The organism is Actinoalloteichus sp. GBA129-24 (assembly GCF_001941645.1).
In the GTDB taxonomy this organism is placed as follows: domain Bacteria; phylum Actinomycetota; class Actinomycetes; order Mycobacteriales; family Pseudonocardiaceae; genus Actinoalloteichus_A; species Actinoalloteichus_A fjordicus.
Genome location: NZ_CP016077.1, coordinates 5,593,686 through 5,617,365 on the forward strand (window position 1 = coordinate 5,593,686; position 23,680 = coordinate 5,617,365).

The following is a 23,680-nucleotide window of genomic DNA, read 5'->3' on the forward strand; positions in this document are numbered from 1 at the left end:
CGTCGCCATTCGGCACACGACGACGCGGCGCCGTGGTCGTCGTCAGAAGGGGAGGCACGCGCGTGAGAACGGCCCTGACCGTCCTGATCGGTCTGTTTCTCGGCTTCCTCGTCGGCCTGCTGCTGGCCGAGGTCGTCGACCTCGCGGTGCGCTCGGCCACCGGCGCGGCGATCGATCCGTACGTCCTTCGATTCCTGCCGCTGACCCTGGCCCCGGTGGGGGCGGCGACCGGCACGGCCGTCCTGTACCTGCGCACGCGCGCCGAACTCGACCGGGCACCGGAGGTCCGGGTCCGCGAGTCGACGCCAGGCGGCTACGCGACCGAGCCCCGGTCCGACACAGGCGTCCCGCACGAGGGCCTCGGCGGCGGCCCCGTTCTCGGCCCCGTCGGCGGCCCCGCCGACCGCGACGGCTTCCTCCTGCCGAGCACGAACGCCGGTCGCGCCCGCCAGGCCGTGCCCGCACCTCGACCGGCGGAGTCGACGACGACGCAGCTGATCCCGGCGTGCGATCTTCCGAGCTGCCTGCTGCCCGGCTGTCCCCAGGCGGCGGGCCCGCCGCCTGGGGAGACTCAGACGAGGTCGCGAGGCACCACGTGCTGCCAGTTCCGCGAGAAGACCCGCTCGTCGCCCTCATAGCCGTCGAGCCTGGCGTGCAGCAGGAAGTCGTCCGGCGTGCAGGTGAGGATCGTGCGCGTGACGATCTTCACCCGCCAGTCGCCCCGACTGAACTCCATGACCCATTCCGTCTCGCCGCGCACCGAGGAGAAGTCGTCGGCGATCCAGCCGTAGCGCTCGAAGGCACGACGGCCCACGTCGAGATCGACTCCCTCGAAATGAACCAGCCCGATGTCCTTCAGCACCTCCAGCGCGGAGCGATAGGTGACGAGGTCTCGCGAGACGGTCCATCGCTGATCCGGCGGTCGCAGACTCGTGGTGGCGATCGGCGGGGCGCCCTCCGGCGGGTCGAAGGGCCGCAGCGAGACGCCGTCCGGCTCGGTGATCGGCCGCACCGGCAGCAGCAGCCCGCTTGACCCGGTGTGCAGGCGAAGCAGCGCGGGCCGAGGCGGCGGCCAGGCCAGCGGCCAGTACGAGGTGGACAGCGAGAGGCGGATGCGGTGTCCCGGCGGGAACGACTGCGCGACACCGTTGAGCGACACGGACACCCGGTAGCGTCTGCCCGGCTCCATCGGCGTCGGCTCGTCGTGGCCGTCGCGGTGCGTCAGGTTGAGCAGCCCGTAGGTGACGCGCGTGGCGCTGCCGTCCGGAGCCACGTCCGAGAGTCGGGCCGCGATCATGGCCACCGGCTGCGTCGCCGTGACGTCCAGCTCCGCGACCGGGGCGCCGAGTATCTCGCACGACTCCTCGAGGATCTCGCTGTCGAACACCAGCGAACCGCCGTCCTCCTCCCGCTGGTCGTAGGGCAGGTCGGGCGGCGCGTTGTAGGAGCACCACTTGCCTGCGAACTGGCCGACCGACAACGGTGACTGCACCGTCAGCTCGTGCTCCTCGGCCTCCTCGTCCACCGGGAGGATGCGATGGGGCGCCAGCAGGTACCGCTCCTGCCGGATGTGCGGCGAGGGCCACGACGGTTCGCCGACCCACCGGCCGGGGCGCTCCTCATAGGACGTCGACGGCGGCACGCTGTCCTGCATCCAGGTCCGCAGCATCGGCTCGCCGGGCATGGAGACGCAGTCGAGTTCGTCATCCCGCGAGGCGTCGGTCTTCATCCAGTGGTCCCACCAGCACACCACCTCCTGAAGAAATCCGATGGCCGGTCCCGGCTCGCCCAGGTGCGGATACTTGTGCGACCAGGGACCGATGAGCCCCTTGCGTGGCACGTCGAGGTTCTCCAGCAGCCGGAACACCGCATCGGAGTAGCCGTCCGCCCAGCCGCACACCGCGAACACCGGACATTCCACGGCCTGATAGTCGCCACAGATCGACGCATGCCGCCAGTAGTCGTCCCGGCGTTGGTGCTCCAACCACTGCGCGACCCACGGGCCGCTGCTGTCCATGCGTTCGTGCCACATGTCCCGCCAGCGGTCGCCCACCACGGCCGGGTCGGGTGGACAGGTGGCGTAGGCGAACATCGTCGAGGACTCGGCGAGGTTGTCCGAGAGCATGCATCCGCCCATGTAGTGCATGTCGTCGCCGTAGCGGTCGTCGGTGAAGCTGGCGATGACCACCGCGCGGAGGCTGGGCGGCCGCCTCGCGGCGACCTGGAGGGCCGCGAACCCGCCCCAGGAGATGCCCATCATCCCGGTCTGTCCGTCGCACCACGGCTGTGCTGCCAGCCAGGCGAGCACGTCCTCGGCGTCGATCTGCTCCTGTTCCAGGTACTCGTCCACGAGCACGCCGTCGGAGTCGCCGGTGCCTCGGATGTCGACCCGGACGCAGGCGTAGCCGTGGCCTGCGATGTAGGGATGGTTGATCGAGTCGCGCAACGCCGTCAGGTCGCGATGGCGATACGGGATATATTCCAGGATCGCGGGGACCGGCCTGCCGTCCGAGGACGTCGGCCGCCAGACTCGGCCCGAGAGCCGCGTCCCGTCGGACATTGGAATCCAGACGTGGTCATCGGTCATGACCGTGGCCGGTAGTGAGGTCACCGTCCGCATCAGCGTTCATCCTTCTCTTCGGCCCGGCCTGCCGCTCGGACCTGCTCCGTCACGTGGACCACGTCGGTCGTGCAGACCCCGTCGGTCCCCTGAATCCGGGCCGTCTCAACGGCCTCGTCCTCGAACTCGAAGGTCAGCGCCGCGACACAGCGCTCGTACTTGTCGATCAGCTCCGCCTCGTCCCGGGCGCCGACGAAGACCTCGGCCAGCGTGAAGCTGTAGCTGTCCTGCCCGATCTGTTCGGAGAGGCGACCGCCCTCCATGGCCGTCGGATACACCACGACGCCGGGGATCTCGCGTTCGATGCGGTCCAGTTCGTCCCGGGTGGGGCATCGGCGAAGCACCCCGTCCGCGAATCTGCGGTGGTACCACCTCGCGGCGATGCCGTGTTCGCCGAGTCGATGCGGCAGGGCCGGGTCCTCACCGAGGGCCAGCGCCAGCATGCAGTGATGGTTGGGCACCCCGTCCACGTGGGCGAACAGCTCGGCGTGCGACTGCGAATGTCGACTGTTGATCTCCAGAAGCCCGATCTCGTCGGTCTCGGGGTCGTAGAAGTACTCGATGCTGAAGGTGGCGCCGGTCAGGCCGATGTGCTCGATCACCCGCGTGGAGACGTCCGCCAGCCGTCGCTGCACCGAGTCCGGCAGCTGCGACGGGTACTGGTGCCGCAGGAAGCACGAGCTGTCGGGATAGTCGACGGAGTCCAGCGTCCCGTAGACCTCGACCTTCCCGTCCCACCCGTAGCCCTCCACCGCCACCTGCACCCCGCGCAGCGCCTCCTCGGCCAGGATCGCCTGGCCGCCCACCGCCGCGATCTCCGGCGGCAGCGTCACCTGCGCGAGGACGTGCTCGAAAGGCCCGCCCACTCGCCCGATGCCCTTGGCGATCTGGTCGACGGCCGTCCGGAACTCCGCGTCGTCCTCGACCTTGAACGCGAGCTCGGAGGAGAAGGACTTCACCGGCTTCAACCACATCGGGTACCGCAGTTCGGCGGGCGGACGATCGTCCGCAGGAGAGACGAGGGCGAAGCGAGGATGCTCGTCAATGACCTTCTGCTGCTCGAGCCTGCTCCAGTACTTGTGCTCACACTTGAGTACGGAGGTGAGGTCGGCACCCCTGGTGCCGAAACGCCTGGCCAGGATGGGGACCATGGTGCTGACGGGAAAGTCCCAGAATCCGACGATCGCGTCGATCGAGCCGTCGAAGTCGGTGAGCCTGCGCTCGGCCTCCGCGAGCAGGTCGGCGATGGGAATCTCGCCGTGTTGCAGCTCCGCGATGCTCAGCAACGGGTGAAACCGGTATCGCTCGGCGGACGGGACGCAGCGAAGTACGTCGTGGTTGGGCTCGTCGAGTCCGATGACGAAGATGTTCAACATGTCCGCAGGCACCTGCCTCTCAGGGTTCGCTCCCTGGAGAGTCCTCACCCGATGCGGTGGCTAAACCTGCCGGCCGTGTTCCGCCGCGAGTTTCCTCCTCGGCGCCGATCAGGGCGCAGGCGTGCGGGCCGTCGTCACCCGACCGGGAGGACGGCCTCGACCGGCCACCAGGTCCACCGCGCTGGCCCGCGACCGACTCACCTGCCGAACAGCGACGTGACCAGGTCGAACGCAGCGCAATACCCCTGCCGGGCGTGGAGCGGGCCTAAGCAGGGAATCCCGCCGCCGTGCAGACCTTCCTGCCGTGCGTGGACTTCGACGACTGCGCCGCCGTGCTGGACACGCGACGGCTCGGCAGGCAACGGGTCGAGGTGCTACAGATCCTGCGTGCCCTGACCTGGCCGGACTACGGCTGGAAGAACCATCCGGCGGTCGGGATGTGGCGTGGTTTCACCAGGGCGCTGGTCTGCTATGGCGTCACGATCTGTGAGCACTGGCGGTCTCTCGGCGGTCAGGACACCGTCCTTCCTCAGCTGTTGAAGTTCACCGGCGGCGTTCGCGACGAGCAGTGGGCGCTGGCCGAGTTCGGGATGCTGCCGCCCTGGCTCGGCATGCCCGCGCTGCACGTCTCCCATCGCTCCGCGCTGGTCGGCAAGGACCCGGAGCACTACCGCCCGGTGTTCCCGGACGCGCAGACCGGACTGCCCTATGTGTGGCCGCGCCCGCTGTTCCCGCACTGGCCGCTGCGGCGGCGCCACGCCGACGGAGCGACCCGCCGTGAGGCCGCGGTCCTGCTCGACGAGCCCGTGCTGCCGTTGGAGACGGACTGGATCGTCGCCCGGCTCGGCGCGGGTCGGGATGCGGAGTTCGTCGGTTCTCCCGAGGCCTGCGACCTGCTCGCGCTGTACGCCGGACTGCGCACGGCGGGCCGGACGCTGTGGCTGGCCAGGCAGACCGGCGAGCCGGACTCGGTGGTGCCCGCGATCCGACCGCGCCGCACGCTGGCAGGCGGCTCCACCACACCCTCCCCCGCCCGGATCGGACGGCAGCCCGGCGCGGTCGAGCAGGCCGCCGAGGCCGCCGAGTGGCGGGAACAGGTCGAGTTCCTCTTCCACTCCCTGCCCTCGTGGCATCCGCAGGCCGAGCCGGCGCCCGGCGAGCTGACCCCCGTCGAGACGACCGCCTCGCTGATCGGCCCGGTGCCGCCGGACGTCGGACTCATCGTGCTGGCCGATCCGCCGCATCCGGCCACGGGCGGCCTGCCACCGGCGGCCGAGCAGCATCGGGGGCCGCGCCGCACCGCCGACACGCGACCTCGGGTTCACCGACGGACCGAGCACGGCGGCGCGGCCAGTCCCCTCGGCCCCGTCCACGACACCAGCGGCCCCGGCCCTCTCCGCCTCCTCACCTCGGTCGATGATCATCGGCCGCTCGGCACCCGCGAACCCGGCCACCGAGGCCCGGCACCCTCCCCCGCCCAGCGGACCACAGCCCACCGCGACGACGCGAGACCGTCGACGGCGGGCCGTCTGCCCGTCGACCTCCCGGTGCTCCGACTCCGTCCCGCGCCCACCGACTGACGCGACGGCGGGCGGACACGACGGCCGGCGGACACGGATGGCTGGGCCGACGCGACGGCGGGCGGACGTCCCGGAGCTGCCCGCTCACCGATGCCGTAACCGGCCCGACGGCAGAAGCGACGCGGCGGGCGGCATAAACATCTGTGGCGGAGACGACGGCGGTGAAGGCGACTGCGACGGGACAGGATGCGAGGTCATGCCGCAGATCATTTCGGACGACCAACGCCGCAGGCAGTGCCAACTGTCACGAGTTCGCCATGACAGTTGTCACCAATCCCTATGACAACTGTCATGAACCCTGCGCGTCGAGCCGCATCGCCGTCGATGCGCGGCTGTCGTGCGCGCCGGGATCGCCGAGAGTCCGGTAAGGACGGACGCCGAGTGACGAGCCGGGGCGGCGAGCGCTGCGTCTCGGCGTCGGTCTCCCCCGCAGCCGGTTCCCCGCGCACCCGCTCGCTGCCCGACCGGCGCAGGCCCGACCGGTGCCGGCCGGAAGCGGCCGCCGACGGTGACACGTCCTGTGCGGCCCTGCCAGGGTTGCAGACGCCTCACCGCGCGTCGCAGCGTCGGACGGCCGACGCCGGACGTGCCTTCTCCGGACAAAGGAGCCCTTCATGCGGCGCGCACGAAGAACCGCCCTGACGCTCGGTCTCGGCATCGCCCTCGTCGTGCCGATCGGCGGGCTCGGCGTCGCCTCGGCGGAGCCGACGGTCACTGCGGAGCCGACGGTCACTGCGGAATCCGCACCATCGACGACGGCGAAGCACCGCAGGCAGGCGGAACGACTGGATCGAGGCCTCCTCGCCGTGCCGACCGACGACGGCGTGCTGGTGAGCTGGCGGCTGCTGGGCACCGATCGTGCCGACCTCGGCTTCGACGTCTACCGCGACGGCCGCAAGCTCAACCGCGGTCCGATCCGTGATCGCACGAACCTGCTGGACGCCGAGGGCACCACCACCTCGGAGTACCGCCTCGTGCCGAGAGGGGCGCACGGCGGCCCCCGGCACGCCGAGACGACGACGCCGTGGGAGCAGGCACACCTGGACGTGCCGCTGAACCGCCCCGAGGGCGGGACCACCCCCGACGGGGTGGCCTACGAGTACCGGGCCAACGACGCGAGCATCGGCGACCTCGACGGCGACGGCAGCTACGAGATCGTCCTGAAGTGGGACCCCACGAACTCCAAGGACAACTCCCAGGCCGGTCACACCGGCGAGGTGTTCCTCGACGCCTACACCCTGACCGGCGAGAACCTGTGGCGGATCGGGCTGGGTCCGAACATCCGCGCGGGCGCCCACTACACCCAGCTCATGGTGTATGACCTGGACGGCGACGGCAGGTCCGAAGTCGTGGTGAAGACCGGTGACGGTTCGGTCGACGCGGCGGGGACGGTCGTCGGCGACGCCGAGGCCGACCACCGCACCGAGAACGGCTATGTGCTGACCGGGCCGGAGTACCTGACCGTGTTCGACGGGTCCACCGGGACCGAACTGGCCACCACCGACTTCTCGCCTGCTCGCGGCGACATCTGCCAGTGGGGCGACTGCTACGGCAATCGCGGTGACCGCTTTCTCGCGGCGGTGGCCTATCTGGACGGGGTGCGCCCCAGCGTGATCTTCTCGCGCGGCTACTACGAGAAGACCATGCTCGTCGCCTACGACTGGCGGGACGGCGAGCTGACCGAGCGCTGGACCTTCGACAGCGACACACCGGGCAATGAGGGCTACGCCCAGCAGGGCAATCACAATCTCTCGGTCGGCGACGTCGACGGCGACGGCCGCGACGAGATCGTCTTCGGCGCGATGGCCGTCGACGACGACGGCACGGGGCTCTACACGACCCGCCTCGGCCACGGGGACGCGATGCACCTCGGCGACCTCGATCCGCACCGTCCGGGCCTCGAGGTGTTCTCCGTGCACGAGAGCGCCAGTTCCCCGCTCGGCGTCGAGTTCCGCGACGCGGGCTCCGGCGAGGCGATCTGGGGCGTCCACACCGGTCGGGACACCGGCCGGGGGCTCGCCGCCGACATCGATCCTCGGCATCCCGGCGCGGAGAGCTGGGCGATCGACGGCGAGTGGAACAGCACCACCGGCTGGCTGCACAGCGCAGCCGGCGAGCTGATCTCCCAAACCATCCCGGCGGCCAACGCGGCGGTGTGGTGGGACGGCGACCTCGGCCGGGAAATCCTCGACCACGACTTCACCGAGGAAGGCCGCACGGGAGTCGGCCGGATCGACAAGTGGGACCCGGCGACGGAGACGACGACGAACCTGCTGATGCCGACGGGCACGCGGTCGAACAACGACACCAAGGGCAATCCGACGCTCCAGGCCGACATCCTCGGCGACTGGCGGGAAGAGGTGATCTGGCCGACCACCGACAGCACGGCGCTGCGGATCTTCGCGACCCCGTATCCGACCGAGCACCGGTTGACCACGCTGATGCACGACCCGGTCTACCGCCTCGGCATCGCATGGCAGAACGTCGCCTACAACCAGCCGCCGCACACGAGCTACTTCCTGGGCTACGGCATGGAGCGCCCGAAGCAGCCGAAGATCTACTACCCCTGAGCTGCGGAGCCGGGGCGGAGCGGTCGCACGGACTGCTCCGCCCCGTTCGGGCTCGCTTGATCGATACCCGGATGGTCGCCGTCCGTCTCCACGGCAGGCAGGCGGGAATGACGGGGCGGCCCGGCTCCGTGATCGTCGGTCTCCGGGAGTACGGCAGGCGTCCCCCGGAGCATGGCCTGCCTTGATCTCGGTCAGTCGCCGGTTGTCCTGCTGGGCGTACGCCGAGTGCACCTCGGCGCCGCGTCCTCGCCGGTCGCGAAGCTTCAGCGGCATGCGGCCGGTGCACCACGGCGTGACCGCGTCGAGGATGCAGGTGCGAGGGGCGGATCTGCCGAGATATCGGCGTGGTCCGCCGGGAGATCAAGCCGAGAATTGCAACGGTGTCGAACCGATCCCCAAAGAATGCGAAATTTCACCTATTTCTCGGCATCGCCGGTGCGATCGACCGCTTTTTCCCGGCGACCCGCCAGTCTGTATGCTGCCGAATCTGTTCTTCTGCTGCTGCCGGGCCGAGAGGGCGCTCGAATGAATCGGATCGACACACTGCTCGATGCCGCCGAGACCCGCTCGGCCGATATCGTGGCGGCGACGATTTCCGCCATCGGGTTCGAATCCGTCGCGGATCTGCTGTTCCAGGAGATCCTGTTCCGGGCGCGCATCGACGAGGTCGCCGGTCATGGTCACGCGGCCACCACGCTGATCCTCGTCCACGCGGGCCACAAGGCGGAGTTCACCGTGCAGGCGGAGCCCAGAGGTGGCGACCTGCCCGCCGTGGTCATCACCCAGGACGCGGCCGAGACGATCCTCGCTCTCTACGGCCCGCGTGAATCGGTCTCGGCCGACACCCGCACCGTGTGCTGGCCAGGCACCGAGCTGGCGCAGCGAGCGTGGGCGAAGAAGCCGCTGCCGGGCCGGTGGGCGGGGTCACCCCAGCGAATCCTCGACGTGCTCGACCGCCGCGACCAGGAGAATCTCGGCAGGCTCGCGGTCTATTACGGCACCGACAAGTGGGGGGCTGCGCATCGGTACACGCCTCGCTACGAGCAGCACCTCGGACCGTTGCGGGACCGGCGACTCACGATCCTGGAGATCGGCGTCGGCGGCTATGACGACCCTCAGAGCGGCGGCGAGTCGCTGCGGATGTGGAAGCACTACTTCCCCAGGGCCGTCGTGTGCGGCCTGGACATCGTGGACAAGCGCGCGCTGGCCGAGCCTCGGATCTCGATCTTCCAGGCGGACCAGTCCGATCGGGACTCGCTGCTGGCCGTCATCGACGAGATCGGACGGCCGGACGTCATCATCGATGACGGCAGCCACGTGAGTGCACACATCATCGCGTCGTTCCAGGCGCTGTTCCCCTCGCTGCGGCAGGACGGCCTGTACTTCATCGAGGATCTGCAGGCCGCGTTGTGGGCCCCCGTGTTCGGCGGCAGCGAGGACGATCTCACCCGGCCCGATCACGCATTCGGCTTTCTCAAGCAGTTCATCGACGGGCTGCATCACGAGGAGTTTCTCGGGGACTCCCGCACCGCCGTGCCGACCGATCAAGAAGTGACGGCACTGCACGTCTACCACAACCTGGCGGTGATCGAGAAGGGCCGGAATGCCGACGGCAGTCCGAGTGCGGATCTGATGCGCGCATTCATGCCGCGAAACGGGTAGGAGACGCCGCAGCATTCAGGAGCCGAGTGACGAAGACCGGTTCCTTGGTCCTCGCCCATGCGCCTGCCGTCCTCCCGCCTCGCCCCGCAACGGCCACGCCTTCCTTTCGCCCGCCCCGCCTAGGACGCCGGACACCTGGTTCACCGGGGCCGGGCCTGAGGGTCACCGAGGCGGGCGACGGCGGAGCGTTCGTCAGCGTGACGGGCGCGGGCCGTAGCCCAGGGCGCGGTCGGCACCGACGTGGAAGAACCAGCATCCTGCGATGAAGATCAGCGGCGCCGCCGGGATGCCGTTGACGATCAGGATTCCGTAGACCGAGACCAGCATCGCGGGTGCGGCGAAATTGTGGACGAGGTTGTAGGAGAACGCTCCTACCCGATTACTGACGGCGTACCCGAGGAACGACAGGTCGAAGACCAGGAACAACGCAGGCAGCCACCACCAGTCGAACCCGGCAAGGACGAAGAACACGGCCGCCGTCGCCGCGATCAGCCCGCCTTCGACCCGGTGAACGAGGCCCAGCGGCGCGAAGGGGACCGGCGGCTGCCGGGTCGGGGTCGCGGTCACCGCACGGGTCATGACCTGCTCCAGCCGGACAGCGAGGTCGCGACGTGTTCGACGAGCCGTTGGTAGCTGTGCTCGAGGTCGACCGGCAGCGCGAACGCGCCACGGGTCTCGAGGTCGACGAACCCGTGCAGGGACGAGCGGAGGAAACGTGTCGCGTCGACGGCCTCGGCGTCCCGGATGCCGAAGCCGTCCAGGACGGTGAAGATCACGACTGCGATCGAGGAGGACGCCTGCTGATCGGCCTCGTCGCCGGGGGCGGGGGGACGCACCGTGAGCGGGTACTGCCCCGGATGCGCCAGCGCCCAGCGTCGGTAGGCGTGCGCAATCCGCTTGATCGCCTCCGTCCCGGACCGTCCGATCGCAGCCTGGCCGATCGCCTGAGCCAGGCCCGACTTGGCGCGGATCATGATGCCGCGTTCGAGTCCCGCCATGCCGTCGACGTGCTTGTACAACGACGGCGGCTTGACGCCGAGACGCTCCGCAAGGGCAGCGAGGCTGAGCCCTTCCGGTGCGCGGTCATCGAGCATCCGCGCCGCCGCCTCGATGACCGCAGCGGCGTCCAGCCCGGCCCTAGGCACGACTGTCCAAGCCGGCAAGGAAGGGGATGACGACGTCTGCGGTGTGTGCAGGCTGTTGTGCGTGCGGGTAGTGCCCGGCGTCCGGGATCACGGCGGCCGTCCCGCGCAGCTCTCGAGCAATCCAGTCGGCTTCGGCCTCGGGGCTCGGGAAGTCCGGGTCCCGCTCGCCCATCACCACGAGGGACGGCGCGGTCACCCGAGCGAGACTCGACGCCGCCGCTGCGTGGTCGGTGCGCGTGGTGATGCTGAACGCACGCCGATGAGCAGGCCGCTTCATACTCGCGATCACCTGCGCCCGGTAGTCGGCGAAGTCGGCGGGCTTGGCTCCGGTGTAGAGCGTGGGCAGAAAGGCCTTCCACGCGGCCACGGCCCACGGGCGTGCCATCAGCACTCGGAACAGCAGCTTCTTGACGAAGCCTGCGGCAGGGTCACGCACGAACGGACCGACCAGTACCAGCCCCCTGACGAGTTCCGGATGCTCAGCGGCGACGATCACCGCAGCGCCTGCGGCCATCGAGTTCCCCACGATCACCGCAGGAGACCCGAGTTCACGCAGCAGCGCTTCGACATCTCCCGCCGTGTCGACGTCGCCGTAGCCTGCGAACGAGGCGTCGCTCTCGCCGTGGCCGCGCAGATCGCAGGTCGCCACGGTGTACCCGGCGTCCACCAGGACCGGGACGAGGAAGCGATAGGTCGATCGGAGCTCCCCCATTCCGGGAACGAGGAGGACCAGCGGCCCCGACCCATGGACATCGAAAGCCAACCGCCCCTGACCGGGGCGCTCCAGGTACTGCACGTCTGACGAACTGACCATGCGGCTACTCTACATAGCTTAAAAACTAATCGCAATAGCCAGACGATGCCTCTGGGTCGAGCGGGCCTGCGGGCGGGATGTTGTGATTGAGCCGGAACGTGTTCCCCGGGTCGTAGACCGCCTTGATCTCGGTCAGTCGCCGGTAGTCCGCCGGGTCGTACGCCGAGCGCACCTGGGCGCCTGCGTCCTCGCCGTTCATGAAGTTCAGCAGCCGGCCGCCGGTGCGCCACGGCGCGACCGCGTCGAGGATGCGTCGGTGCGCGGGGCGGATCTCCGCGATGTCAGCGCGTTCCCGCCGGGAGACGACGTTGAACAGGAACCGTGCGTCGCGGTGGCCGACCGCGTTTGCCACCGCAGGCGGGTGCGCGAGCCGCCCGCCGAGGTGGCGTAGCTCGAAGAGGTGCGGCAGCACCGTCTGTGGCGGTACCTCAGCGCAGATCGCCCGCACGGCGTCGGCGTCGAGTTCGCCGAGCAGGGCGGTCCCCGCCTCGATGGAGCCGGGGAAGGGCGGGTCGTTGTAGATGGACCCGGCCTCGGTGTAGGGCAGTTCGCGGAGGGTGTCGTCCGTCGGGCCGAGCGCCCGCAGCGGCGCCACCAGCCGATCGGCGTCGGCCAGGACGTCTGCCGAGTAGGCGATGCGGATGTGGAGGGCCTCGCGGCCACGCAGCTCCGGCGGGAACACCGGGGCGTCCGGGTAGGACATCTGCGCGATCGACGAGCTCAGTCCGTCCGGCACGGTGGCGGTCCAGTCCAGGTAGGCCGCCAGGACCTCGGCGGCCCGTTCTCCCGGGAATTGCAGGCCTCCGCAGTAGAGCGTGCCGACCGGCATGAGGTCGATCTCGATCCCGATCACGACGCCGAAGTTGTCCCGGCCGCCACGCAGAGCCCAGAACAGGTCCGGGTCGGAGTCCACCGTGACGTGTCGAAGCCTGCCGTCCGAGGTGACGACGTCGAGGCTGCGCACATGGTCGGCGGCGTAGCCGTAACGCCGAGACAGCAGGCTGAGCCCGCCCGCGAGCGTGTAGCCGACCACACCGAGGCCGGGATAGGAGCCAGAAAGCGGCGCGAGCCCCGCGGGCGCCGCCTCGTGGATCACCTGGTCCCAGCGCGTCCCCGCTGCCACCCAGGCGGTGCCCGCCTCGGCGTTCACCCGGACGCCTGCGATCCGGGAGGTGTTGATCAGCACGCCGCCCGAGCCCGCGATGCCTGCCGATGCGTGCCCGGTGCCCTGCACCGCCATCGGAAGCCCGTGGCCGGTCGCGAACGCCACCGCCGCCTGCACGTCGGCGGCTCCGGTCGCGCCCACCACCAGGTCGGGCCGATGTCGGCGGGCCAGCTGGTACCCGGTGCGTTCCGCGTCGTAGTCCTCATCCGCCGAGGTGAGCACGGGGCCCTTCACCCGCGCGGCGAGGGCGGCGATCTCGGCGGCGTCGATGTCTGCGACCTCGACGGGTGGTTTGACACTGCTCATGATCTCTCCCCTACCGAGCACTTATTAGTAAGGTCACTTTACTAGCAAATGGCTACTTTCATCAAGCCACCTGACTAAAATGAGAGAGTGTCCAGGGATGACGCGAGTCGGAGCAGGGAGGGCGTCGGCGGCGGTGTGCCGACGCCCTCCCCCGCCGACGACGCGGGCACACCACGATCACGCAGCTCCACAGACACCCACGCGAGCGGGCCGCGACCGATCTTCGGGCCCGAACACTCCTGCTGAGCGCGGGGAGCGACCGATTACCTGATGCGATCAGCGGGCCTTCACCACAGCCACGACCGCCACCCAGTCGCGACACCGCGCGCCCGCGATCTCGCCGGGCACGCCTTACTCGCCGACGATCTCCTGTAGGACGTGCCTCAGCGCGATGACCCGATCCTCGCCGAAGCGGGCCGCCCAGTCCCGCTCGATCTCACCGAGGATGCGGGCGGCGGCGAGCTGAGCCCGCCTTCCCCGGGCGGTGAGTCGGATGATCTTCGCGCGCCGGTCGTCCGGGGCGGGCACGCGCTCGACGTAACCGAACTGCTCGAGCTCGCCGATCGTCTCGCCGATGCCCTGCTTGGTGACTCCGGATCGATCGGCGAGATCGGTCAGCCTGGAGCCCTCCTCGTCGATGAGCCGGAAGACCTCGCCGTGCTTGTACCGCAGTTCGCCGAAGCCCTCTTCGGCCAGCCGCTCATGCAGGAGTCGAAGTGTCCGATCCTTCGCGCCGGCGAGCAGCAACGGCATCGGCGGTCGCCGCGCCGCGCTCGCCTCCGGTGCGCTCATATCGTCGACCTTCCTCGCCACCGATTTCTCGGAACATCATATCAGGAAATAATCAGGCGACTTGATAAAAAGATTAATGTTATTTTAGTAAACCGCCTTGATAATGTTGCTCTCTTCGGCGCCGACTCGGGGGCTGCCGAATCGAGCCTGACCGGAGCCCCGTCTCGATCGCCGTCGAGCAGGACGACGAGACCGACTTGACGCCTGCACGCGGATCGGACGCGCCCGGACAGCCGAACCACGCGCCTCGGGCAGCCCTCGGCGACACGGGCAGAGGCCGTGGCCATGCCCGCGACCTGGTCCTTGACAGCCCGGCATCGCAGGCTACGATTAAACAGATACTTAATTAAGGAGTGGGTTCATTGACTGCGAAGGATGCACTGAGCCTGATCTTCGCCGCGCTCGCCGACCCGACGCGTCGGGAGATACTGACGCGCCTGTCCCGCGGGCCTGCGACCGTCGGCGAGGTCGCCGAACCCTTTGCGATGAGCGCACCGGCGATCTCTCAGCACTTGAAAGTGCTCGAGGGTGCCGGGCTCGTCGAACGGACTACGAGTGCTCAGTGGCGCACACTGACGTTTCGCCGCCAACAGCTCGACACGGCGTCGGAATGGGTGGAGCGGCATCGACGCGAATGGGGCGAGCGGTTCACCCTGCTCGATGAGCACCTGGCCGTCATGAAAGAGGAGAAGAACAATGGATAGCACCGGGACCGTTCCCGAGTTCACCATCGTCCGCACCCTGGACGCACCGCGAGAACTGGTATGGCAGGCCTGGGTGGATCCAGCGCACCTCACACACTGGTTCCATCCGAACGGCTTGCACACGCCGCAGGAGTCGATCTCTTTCGACGCGCGCGAGGGCGAGCGTTATCGATACACGATGGTCGATTCCGACAGTGGCGAGGCGCATACCGTCGGCGGTGTGTTCCTCGAAGTCGTGCCTTTCGAACGACTCGTGTTCACGTGGGCACAGCCGGATGACCTCCCCGAGGCGTCGCCGGTGGCGACGGTGACTTTCGCTGCCCAGGATCAGCGCACCGAGATGACCTTTCACCTGCGAGGCATCGCCGGGCACCGAGGCGACGGCGACGTCCACGACGGCTGGGACGAAGCGCTCACCAACCTTGCGGAACACGTGACCGCCCAGCAGGCCGACGCGACGGACGACAGCTGAAACGGAGGACGTCATGGGACGTCTGATCATCGAGCAGATCGTGTCGGCCGACGGTTCCGCGCAGGACGCCGACGGCGGCATGAATCATGTCCCTTCGACCGTGGACGACGGCGGCTGCGACGTCGACCAGCGCGCACGACTGGCCGATGTCGAGGCAGTCGTCCTCGGTGCGAATACCTATCGTCTCTTCTCCGGTCATTGGCCGCAGGTCACCGAAGACCAGGATCTCCTCGCCTCGATTCTCAACACGCGACCGAAACACGTCGTGTCGAACAGTCTCACCGAGGCGCCCTGGGGTGCTTTCGCACCTGCGACGGTGGAAAGAGGCGATGGTGTCGCCACGATCCGAAGGCTGAAGGCCCACTATTCGGGCGAGATCGTGCTGTGGGGCAGTCTCACCCTGGCGGCAGGCCTCTTCGACGCCGGAGAAGTCGACGTCCTCCGCCTGCGAATCGTGCCGACCCTGGCAGGCGGGCGCCGTACCTTCACCACACCCGACCTGGGTGTGCGGCGTCTTGAGCTCGTCGAGTCCCGCGCCTACAGCGGCGGACAGATCGTGGTCAAGTACGCACTACCGCAGTGACCGTCCGGCCCAGTCGGCTCCGCCGGGAGCAGGCTGGGCCGTCACAGCAGGCCGCCGCCGTGTGCGGTCATGGTTCGCCTCCACCGCTCGCGCGTCCGGCCGAGTGGCATGACGCGCTTTCGCTCCTCAACCCTCGCCGGTTCGCGCCCGCCGCATCGTCGCCTCGATTCCGTCGAGCAGGACGGCGAGGCCGACCGCGACACTCGTGCGCGCCTCGCCCTCCAGGTAGGGCTCGTCCCCCGCCTGGGGGCGGGCTGCCGATCCGGACTGCTGCGCCACACGCGCACTCGCGGCCTGGAACCGGGCGACGAAGGGGAAGCGCTCCGCGAAGTCGGGGGCGAACTCGGGCAGCAGCGTCGATCGAGCCTGCCACCACTCCTCGTCGGTCACCCCGGTCGCTGTCGGTGCCTGCCGGGCCTCCGCGATCGTCTTCGCCGCGCCCCGGACGAAGTGGAACAGCGTCGCCACGATGGCCTGCACCTCGCGGGCGCCCAGGCCGGTCGTGGCGAGGATGCGCAGCAGCGTCTCCAGGACGAGGTACTCGTTCGGCCCGAGCACCGGCCGCGCCTGCGACACCTGCAACACCCAGGGATGGCGGACGAAGCACGTGAGGACGTCGTCGACCCACCCGGTGACCGCCGATCGCCAGCCGACCTCCGACGCAGCCGGGCTCGGCCCGACGAACAACCCGGCCAGCACCCGGTCGTACATGAGGTCGATCAGCTCGCTCTTGCTGGGCACGTAGGTGTAGAGCGCCATGGCCGTCCGACCCAGCCGGTTCCCGACCGCGCGCATCGACAGCGCCGTCATCCCCTCCGCGTCGGCGACGACGATCGCCGCGTCCACGATGGCGTCGACACTCAGCGCCGGTCTCGGCCCCGGACCGGTACGCGGCGGCGGCTCGTCGTCGGTCCGCCACAGCAGGGCCATCGAGCGTCGCGCGTCGCCCTGCCCGGCAAAGACCACCACTTGCATCTCCTTACGGCATAAAGTAATCTCGCCCGACATCTCCTTACAGCCTAAAGCTATCAGCCGGGCCCGTGTGAATTCGCTGCGACCAGCAGCGTCAGGCACCCGTTCATCGGGTGGAGCAGCCGAGGCGTCCTCGCCACGACCCACGCCCGGCGGGCCCTGCGGCGCCCGCAGGCTTCCTGCACTGTTTCGCCCTCTCCCGAACCCTCGCTGGAGGCACCACGTGGCAGCACTGCCGATCCGATTCATCCACGTCACCGACGTGCAGCAGATCACCCCGAGGACGGCCCGTGTCACCTTCGGCGGCGACGACCTCGCCGACCTCGCTTATGACGAGCCCGATCAACAGGTGAAGCTCTACTTCCCGAAGCCGGGCCAGACCGTGCCACGACTGCCCGACTCGAGCGCCGAGGGCGACTTCTACCGCTGGTATCAGGAGTTCACCGCGATCCCCGAGGACGAACAGCCCTGGCAGCGCAGCTACACGCTCCGCGCGCACCACCCCGATCGACGGCTCGTCGACGTCGACTTCGTCCTGCACGAGCACGCGGGCCCCGCCACCCGGTGGGCGCAGGCCGCCCGGCCGGGAGACGCCCTGGCCATGTTCGGTCCCTCGGCCGACTTCGCCCGGCCGATCCCGCTGCGCACGGCCGTCGCCGAGGCCGACTTCGTACTGCTGGCGGGCGACGAGACGGCGCTGCCCGCGATCGGATCGCTGCTCGAATCACTCCCCGGCGGCAGCCGCGCCGTCGCGTATCTCGAAGTCGCCGACGCGGCCGAGGAACAGCGGTTCGACACCCTCGGCGAGGTGGCCGTGCACTGGCTGCACCGGGGCGAGGCCCCACCGGGACGCAGCGGGCTGCTGCTCGACGCCGTCCGAGGCGCCGAGCTGCCCAGCGGTCGACTGCTCGCCTGGCTCGCCTGCGAGGCGAGCGAGGTGCGCGCACTACGCAGGCACCTCATCGGTGAGCGCGGGCTGCCGAGGCACTCCGTCGAGTTCACCGGGCACTGGCGGCTCGCCCGCACCCAGGACGACGCCCCGACCGAGGACGACCTCGCCGAGGCACGGGAGCGCCTGGCCGACGCGCAGGCCACGCCGAAGCCCGAATAGCCGACCGCCAAATCTTCGGTGTCGCCGCCGCCGACGATGCGGGCCACGGGACGGCGGAGCCCGTGGCCGAGCGGACTGGAGGGCGAGACCGGGCGGCACGGCGGTCGGCCGCGCCTGCGGTCGGCCGCAGGCCCCCGGCGCGATCGACAAGACCAGGGCCGTCAAAATATATTGACCGTATGGACCTCGACCGGATCACGTCGCTGTTGCGCCAGGCAGGTGAGGACGATCCCATCGAGGCGCTGGCCGCGACGTCGAAGGCCAGGCAGGAGCTGGAACGGCTGGAGGCCGTCGAGGTACGGCGGGCCAGGGTCGCCGGGCGGACGTGGGCGGAGATCGCGGCCGCGCTCGGCGTCAGCAAGCAGGCAGTGCACAAGAAGTATCGGGGCGGGCTCTTCTGAGCTGAGGGAATGAACGTCGCCCGCCGGTCGTCATGACGAGGCGATGGCGACGACTACGACCCGACCCACACCCGACTCCTCCTCGGCTGCGCAGCGTGCGACGAGGACCGAGGGTATGCCGAGAGCCCGCTGCCGGTACACGCACGGAATCAGCGAGGAGTGCTGCTAAAATCTCTTCCCGGCCGCACACAGAGGCGTAACGAGAGCCAAAGAGTAATTTCGATCGTAGTAAGGGATGGACCCGTTGTCAAATTCTTCGCATGGTCCGAACGATGGCTCGCAGTGCGAAGACATCCGTCGCGAACAGGACTACGTGTCGATGCTCTACGGCCGCGTCGACGAACTGCGCAAGGAGACGACCGCCCGTCATGCCGCCGTGCTCGGCCAGGAACACGCGGGGACGCCGCAGGCCTGGCTGGAACGCGACATAGCCGCCGCCATGTACGCCGAGGAGCTGACCCGGCTGCGCGACGTCGAAGAGGGCCTCTACTTCGGCAGGCTGGACCTGGCGAGCGGCGGACGGCGGCACATCGGGAGGCTGGGGCTCTCGGACGACAGCGAGGACCCCTCCGACGGCAACGACTACGAGCCGCTGCTGATGGACTGGCGTGCCCCGGCGGCACGCCCCTTCTACACGGCCACCGCCGCGTCACCGGAGGACGTGCGGATGCGGCGCCACGTCCGGACTCGGGCTCGCAAGGTCCTCACGATCGACGACGAGGTGCTCGATCTCGCCGCCGCGGAGAGCGCCGGGTCGGGCTCCCTCACCGGGGAGGCGGCCCTGCTCGCGGCGATGAGCCGCAGCCGGACCGGCCGGATGACCGACATCGTCGCGACCATCCAGCAGGAGCAGGACCGGATCATCCGCTCGCCCCGCAGCGGCGTCCTGGTCGTCCAGGGCGGGCCGGGCACCGGAAAGACGGCCGTCGCACTGCACCGCACCGCCTATCTGCTTTACACCCACCGTGATCAGCTCGCCAAGCGCGGCACCCTGGTGATCGGGCCGAACCCGACGTTCCTGCGCTACATCAGTCAGGTCCTGCCCTCGCTCGGCGAGACGGGCGTGGTGTTGTCGACCGTCGCAGAGCTGTATCCCGGCATCACCGCGACCCGGCAGGAGTCGGCCGCCGTCGCCGCGCTCAAGGGCGACGCGGCGATGATCAAACTCATGGCCGCCGCCGTGAAGGACCGCCAGACCGTGCCGAGGAAGCCGATCGAGATTCAGGTCGATCGGGAGGCGGTCGTCATCGATCGCGCGATGGTCACTCAGGCCCGAGGCCGGGCCAGACGCTCCCGACGCCCGCACAACGACGCCAAGGAGATCTTCCTCCGCGAGATGTTCTCCGCGATGACGTTGCAGATCGCGGACCGGCTCGGCAGGCACCTGTTGGACCGTGCCGACCTCGACGACATCAAGGAGGAGCTGTCCTCGGACGACGGGGTGCGCGCCACCCTCGACGAGCTGTGGCCCACGCTCACGCCGCAGCGACTACTGCGTGAACTGTTCGGCTCGCCCAAGCGGCTGGCCACGGCGGCCCGACGGCTGTACACCGAGGAGCAGTGCGCGGCGATGCTGCGTGCGGACGGCGACGGCTGGACCGCCGCCGACATCCCGCTGCTCGACGAGGCCGACGAACTGCTCGGCGAGGACTCCAGGACGGCCCGCAAGCAGGAGGAGCAGGCCCGTCGCGCCGAGATCGCCTACGCGCAGGGCGTGCTGGACATCCTCGACATGGAGGAAGACCTCGACCCCGAGCTGCTGCGCGCGGTGGACATCGTCGACGCCGCCCAGCTGGCCTCCCGCCAAGAGGAACGGCGATACGAGACCACGGCCGCGCGGGCCGCCGCCGACCGGACCTGGACCTACGGTCACGTCGTCGTCGACGAGGCGCAGGAGCTGTCGGCGATGGCGTGGCGGGTGCTGATGCGCCGCTGTCCCAGCAAGTCGATGACGCTGGTCGGCGACGTCGCCCAGACCGGCGCCGAGGGCGGTGCCGACTCCTGGTCGCAGGTCCTTGGCCCCTATGTCGCCGAGCGTTGGCGACTGGAGGAGCTGACGGTGAACTACCGGACGCCCACCGAGATCATGGCCGTCGCCGCCGACGTCGCCGCCGCGATCGACCCCGACCTCCGCGCACCGCAGTCGGTCCGGGACACCGGAGTCCCGCCGTGGTCGCTCCGAGTACCGCCGGGCACGGCGCCCCAGGCACTCACCAGGCTGGTGGCCGACGAGGTCGACGAGGTCGACGACGGGCGGATCGCCGTGCTCGTCCCGGCGGCACACCTTAACGAGCTCACGGCCGCACTCGCGGACGAGCCGTCGGCGGTGTCGACTCCGGGAGCGTCCGGCGATCTGACGGCGCAGACCACGGTGCTCACGGTCGAACAGGCCAAGGGCCTCGAGTTCGACTCGGTCCTGGTCGTCGAACCGCAGGCGATCCTCGACGAGTCGCCGCGCGGCCTCAACGACCTCTATGTCGCCATCACCAGGACGACCCGACGGCTCGGCGTCCTGCACACCGGCGACCTGCCCGCCGTGCTGTCCGGCCTGCACACCCGGGTCGACTCGGACAGTGCCGTGTGAGGGAGGACCGTGGTGCGGCGGCGCTCGTCTGAGGCGGAGCGGCACCACGTCGGCTCGGCCGCAGGACGGTGTCGCGGCGAACGGATCCCGCTCGCGGTCCGCCCGGGCCGACACGATCAACGGCGATGGGCGACCAGGTCTCCCTCCGCTGCGCTTAGAGGCCGAGACGGCGCCTGATCCAGTCGATGACTCCCCGTTTCGCCGCCGCGGGCGGCGGCTCGATCGAGCCGCCAGGCTGAGGTTGCGACGCATGCCAAGGAGGGCTCGTGTCGGCTGACGCGGACGACACCGGTCGGCCCGGTACCTCGAGGGACAGCTCACCCGCGCGTCGTCGGTAGACACCGCTCTGCGCGGCGGGCGGCGCAGGCGAGGCGGCGGTCGACGGCACGTCTGCGGCGGCGCCGCTGCTCTGCGGAGCGACCGTCTCCGACGACACTGGATTGGAGCGGGCCGGTCGAGGCGAGGTCCTGGCGCCCGGGGCGGCCTCGGACCGCCGGGAGCCCGGCGACGCGGATGCCGCCGGGGTCGGCGACGCGGCGACCCTCGGTGCGTTCTTCGCGACGCCACTCGACCCGTAGAGCCTGCTCAGCCGCTCGTCGCTGTCGTCGCCGGGCCTCCTGCTGGGTGCACTGCTCGACGAGGTGCCCGGCGCCGAGGCAGCGGACGTGGGAACAGCGGGGGCGGGTGGTCTCGCAGCAGCCGACGGTGCACGAACCGCCTGCCCTTCGGCCGCGACCGCCGGGGCGGTCCGGTCGGGAACCTCGGCGGGAGGTGCCGCGGTGATGGACGGCCCTGCCGCCGGCGGCAGGCGGCCGGGAGCCGCGGAACCGGTATCTCCTGCCGCCCTCAACTCGGCGAGCCGTGCATCGGTCAGGACGTGCAGCGTTTTGGCCGTCGGCAACTGGATCTGTGGCGTCATGGCCGGACGCCCCTTCCCCCGGTAAAGCTGGATCACTCCGGTGATCGAGACCCAGCTCCCCACGAGTCCGGCCAGGTCCTCGCCGTACATCCGACGCAGTCCGTCGCCGGTCGGACCAAAGCAGATGATCGCGAAGCCAGCATGCTGCCATCGCCCAAGATTGACGATGGTGAAGGTCGGGGACATCCACTTGAAGTCCTTGACGCGCCCGAAGACGGTGATCTCCTCGCCCTGGCGACGACGAAGTTCCGCAGCGTTCGCAGCAGGCAGGACATGTGGCCCGCTGCGGGGCTCGTACCGAACGGGGACTGCAGATCGATGCACGACATCGACGCTGTGCAGCACGGCAGGGGCGTCGGCGAAGGCTGTCTCACAGGCCGTCATCAGACGGCGGGTGTCGGCGGCAGTCTCCCGGATGTCGAGCAGCCTCGCGAACAGCGACGACTGTCTGGGGCTGGTGAAGTCCACAGCGGAGAAGATCAGATTCTCACCGGTGTTGAACTCGTCCCACAGTTCCGGATGCCACCGCAACGCCAGCAGTGAGAGATCCACGACGGCGGCGGCGAAGACGTCGAGGGACTCGTCGAAATGCTCGGCTCGCCCAGGGTGCTGGTAATTGCGGTGACCTAGTTCAGGCGAGCCGAACGTCCGCAGCGAAGGCAGATACATCCCGTCGTAATCAACCAGCCGCACCTCACCTCGATCGCCGACCAGGATGTTGCCGTGTTGCAGGTCGCCGTGCGCAACCCCGCGTCGCCGCAGCGCCCGCACCACCTCCGCCAATCGCTGCCGAACCGCCTCGATCGCAGTGGGATCACGGAGGTTGTCCTCAAGCCAGAAGTGCAGTGGACTGCCGGTAACCCAGGGCATCCGCACGATCGGGAAGGTCTCTCCGCCGATCCGCATGCCCCGAGCCAGGTACTCCACACTGACCAGGAAGTCCGCCTCGCTCGCCCCGGCGACGAATCCCGCGATCTGTTCATAGCGTTCTCGCAGGTGCTGCTTATGCTTGTGGAAGCAGCGGACCGCGTAGCGCTGCGCCCCCGAGGTGATGTCGAAGGTGACGGCGAAGCCGCCCGTGGCCGCAGTCGGGCCCTGCTGCGGATTCAACCTCGCGCGCCCCCGCCTCAGCGTTGGATCGAGGAAGGAGGTCGCGGGATTCTGGACGGCCTCGGAGTAGTCGAGCAAACTGGGCAGGTTCATGTCCTGATCACGCACGCGGTAGTGTCGTCGTTGGCGAGACCCTCGTCTCGATAACCCGCGATGATCGCAGCAAAGGCCTGTTGATCTCCCGTCCAGTCGGCCTTGGCGAAGCGGGGCAGTCTGATCTTCGGACCGCTCCGTTCCAGCCGCCGCATCAGGAATGCCGCCAACGCATCGGTCACCAGCAAAAACCGGTCGCCCGTGCGGTACTCACCGCGCTGGTCGATTGATCGGGGCCCGCCGTCGGTGCGCACCAGGCTCGGGAACCGGGTGAACTCCGCCGCCGAGGCAACGGGCCCGAACCTGACGACTCGGTTATTCCGCAGATGGAGGTAGCAGGCATCGCCGACGGCAATCACCTGGTAGCCACCGTCGCGGAGGCTCAGGCCGACGAACGCCGCTGCACTGCCCTGCCGGAGCTTCTCCTGCGCGACCCAGGACGTGGCTTGCGCAGCGGTCTCCGTTTCCCACCTCTTCCGAAGCAGCGGCAGCACGTTCGTCGCAGACGGGTCCGTCCCATCCGAGAGAAACGACTCGACGAGGATGCGCGCCCAGACCTCGGATCGGGCGGCCGTGGATGCCCCGTCCGCGACGGCAAAGCGGCCCGCTGCCTCGTCGTAGCCCACCTGATCCTCGTTCTCCGACTCCTCCCTGCCGTTCTTGGGCACAGAGTAGGAGAACGCTCGATGCACCGACTTCAT

At 69.4% G+C, this 23,680-nt stretch carries 20 protein-coding genes; 10 read left to right on the top strand and 10 right to left on the bottom strand.

Annotation, left to right across the window (positions count from 1 at the left end):
- Positions 1 to 62: 62 nt before the first annotated feature.
- The gene (locus UA75_RS23910; RefSeq protein WP_157434404.1) at positions 63 to 638 is read left to right on the top strand and encodes a DUF5957 family protein; all 576 of its coding nucleotides are present in this window, start codon (positions 63 to 65) and stop codon (positions 636 to 638) included.
- Here the strand turns inward: UA75_RS23910 and UA75_RS23915 are convergent.
- A complete protein-coding gene (locus UA75_RS23915; RefSeq protein WP_075742182.1) occupies positions 572 to 2,620 on the bottom strand; it encodes a CocE/NonD family hydrolase in 2,049 nt (682 codons plus the stop codon). The two genes, UA75_RS23910 and UA75_RS23915, sit on opposite strands and share 67 nt — an antisense overlap.
- Positions 2,620 to 3,996: an ATP-grasp domain-containing protein gene (locus UA75_RS23920; RefSeq protein ID WP_083684137.1), complete on the bottom strand. Its 1,377-nt coding sequence runs from the start codon at positions 3,994 to 3,996 to the stop codon at positions 2,620 to 2,622. The genes UA75_RS23915 and UA75_RS23920 overlap by 1 nt, the downstream gene beginning before the upstream one ends.
- Positions 3,997 to 4,283: 287 nt before the next feature.
- On the opposite strand from UA75_RS23920, the gene UA75_RS35105 reads away from it, so the two are divergent.
- The 3 genes from UA75_RS35105 to UA75_RS23935 all read left to right on the top strand — a co-directional run bounded on the left by UA75_RS35105 (position 4,284) and on the right by UA75_RS23935 (position 9,808).
- The gene (locus tag UA75_RS35105; RefSeq protein ID WP_075742184.1) at positions 4,284 to 5,576 is read left to right on the top strand and encodes an MSMEG_6728 family protein; all 1,293 of its coding nucleotides are present in this window, start codon (positions 4,284 to 4,286) and stop codon (positions 5,574 to 5,576) included.
- Between the two features lie 614 nt (positions 5,577 to 6,190).
- Positions 6,191 to 8,146 carry a rhamnogalacturonan lyase gene (locus UA75_RS23930; protein ID WP_198044202.1) on the top strand — a complete coding sequence of 652 codons (1,956 nt, stop codon included), beginning with the start codon at positions 6,191 to 6,193 and terminating at the stop codon, positions 8,144 to 8,146.
- A 171-nt stretch (positions 8,147 to 8,317) separates the two neighbouring features.
- Positions 8,318 to 9,808, top strand: coding sequence for a hypothetical protein (locus tag UA75_RS23935; protein ID WP_157434405.1), 1,491 nt, complete (start codon positions 8,318 to 8,320; stop codon positions 9,806 to 9,808).
- Positions 9,809 to 10,000: 192 nt separating this feature from the next.
- Here the strand turns inward: UA75_RS23935 and UA75_RS23940 are convergent, their stop codons facing one another.
- The 5 genes from UA75_RS23940 to UA75_RS23960 form a co-directional block, all read right to left on the bottom strand.
- Positions 10,001 to 10,387, bottom strand: a complete 387-nt coding sequence (locus UA75_RS23940; protein ID WP_083683533.1) for a DUF4260 family protein — start codon at positions 10,385 to 10,387, stop codon at positions 10,001 to 10,003.
- Positions 10,384 to 10,953: a TetR-like C-terminal domain-containing protein gene (locus UA75_RS23945; protein ID WP_075742186.1), complete on the bottom strand. Its 570-nt coding sequence runs from the start codon at positions 10,951 to 10,953 to the stop codon at positions 10,384 to 10,386. The genes UA75_RS23940 and UA75_RS23945 overlap by 4 nt, the downstream gene beginning before the upstream one ends.
- Positions 10,946 to 11,767: an alpha/beta fold hydrolase gene (locus UA75_RS23950; protein ID WP_075742187.1), complete on the bottom strand. Its 822-nt coding sequence runs from the start codon at positions 11,765 to 11,767 to the stop codon at positions 10,946 to 10,948. The genes UA75_RS23945 and UA75_RS23950 overlap by 8 nt, the downstream gene beginning before the upstream one ends.
- Before the next feature lie 25 nt (positions 11,768 to 11,792).
- Entirely contained in the window at positions 11,793 to 13,238 is a 1,446-nt protein-coding gene (locus UA75_RS23955; protein ID WP_075742188.1) for an FAD-binding oxidoreductase, read from the bottom strand.
- Between the two features lie 351 nt (positions 13,239 to 13,589).
- Positions 13,590 to 14,030 carry a MarR family winged helix-turn-helix transcriptional regulator gene (locus tag UA75_RS23960; protein ID WP_083683535.1) on the bottom strand — a complete coding sequence of 147 codons (441 nt, stop codon included), beginning with the start codon at positions 14,028 to 14,030 and terminating at the stop codon, positions 13,590 to 13,592.
- Between the two features lie 362 nt (positions 14,031 to 14,392).
- Between UA75_RS23960 and UA75_RS23965 the strand changes: the two genes are divergently transcribed.
- From UA75_RS23965 to UA75_RS23975, 3 genes are read left to right on the top strand one after another with little or no spacing between them, the layout of a single operon-like run.
- Complete coding sequence (locus UA75_RS23965) at positions 14,393 to 14,734, top strand: ArsR/SmtB family transcription factor (protein ID WP_075742189.1); 342 nt, start codon at positions 14,393 to 14,395, stop codon at positions 14,732 to 14,734.
- On the top strand, positions 14,727 to 15,206 hold the full coding sequence (locus UA75_RS23970; RefSeq protein WP_075742190.1) for an SRPBCC family protein: 480 nt from the start codon (positions 14,727 to 14,729) through the stop codon (positions 15,204 to 15,206). The genes UA75_RS23965 and UA75_RS23970 overlap by 8 nt, the downstream gene beginning before the upstream one ends.
- 13 nt (positions 15,207 to 15,219) lie before the next feature.
- Positions 15,220 to 15,789, top strand: coding sequence for a dihydrofolate reductase family protein (locus tag UA75_RS23975; RefSeq protein ID WP_075742191.1), 570 nt, complete (start codon positions 15,220 to 15,222; stop codon positions 15,787 to 15,789).
- 126 nt (positions 15,790 to 15,915) lie between these two features.
- On the opposite strand, the gene UA75_RS23980 is transcribed toward UA75_RS23975, so the two are convergent.
- Positions 15,916 to 16,758, bottom strand: a complete 843-nt coding sequence (locus tag UA75_RS23980; RefSeq protein WP_075742192.1) for a TetR/AcrR family transcriptional regulator — start codon at positions 16,756 to 16,758, stop codon at positions 15,916 to 15,918.
- A gap of 226 nt (positions 16,759 to 16,984) precedes the next feature.
- Here UA75_RS23980 and UA75_RS23985 point away from each other — a divergent pair, with 226 nt between their 5' ends.
- The 3 genes from UA75_RS23985 (at position 16,985) to UA75_RS23995 (ending at position 20,857) form a co-directional block, all read left to right on the top strand.
- The gene (locus UA75_RS23985; RefSeq protein ID WP_075742193.1) at positions 16,985 to 17,872 is read left to right on the top strand and encodes a siderophore-interacting protein; all 888 of its coding nucleotides are present in this window, start codon (positions 16,985 to 16,987) and stop codon (positions 17,870 to 17,872) included.
- A gap of 179 nt (positions 17,873 to 18,051) precedes the next feature.
- Positions 18,052 to 18,273, top strand: a complete 222-nt coding sequence (locus UA75_RS23990) for a hypothetical protein (protein WP_075742194.1) — start codon at positions 18,052 to 18,054, stop codon at positions 18,271 to 18,273.
- A 235-nt stretch (positions 18,274 to 18,508) separates the two neighbouring features.
- Positions 18,509 to 20,857, top strand: a complete 2,349-nt coding sequence (locus tag UA75_RS23995; RefSeq protein ID WP_075742195.1) for a HelD family protein — start codon at positions 18,509 to 18,511, stop codon at positions 20,855 to 20,857.
- 154 nt (positions 20,858 to 21,011) lie between these two features.
- Here UA75_RS23995 and UA75_RS24000 read toward each other — a convergent pair whose 3' ends face one another.
- Together UA75_RS24000 and UA75_RS24005 are read right to left on the bottom strand one after the other, a co-directional pair.
- On the bottom strand, positions 21,012 to 22,979 hold the full coding sequence (locus tag UA75_RS24000; protein WP_075742196.1) for a hypothetical protein: 1,968 nt from the start codon (positions 22,977 to 22,979) through the stop codon (positions 21,012 to 21,014).
- Positions 22,976 to 23,680, bottom strand: a complete 705-nt coding sequence (locus tag UA75_RS24005; protein ID WP_075742197.1) for a protein phosphatase 2C domain-containing protein — start codon at positions 23,678 to 23,680, stop codon at positions 22,976 to 22,978. Before UA75_RS24005 ends, UA75_RS24000 begins: the two co-directional genes overlap by 4 nt.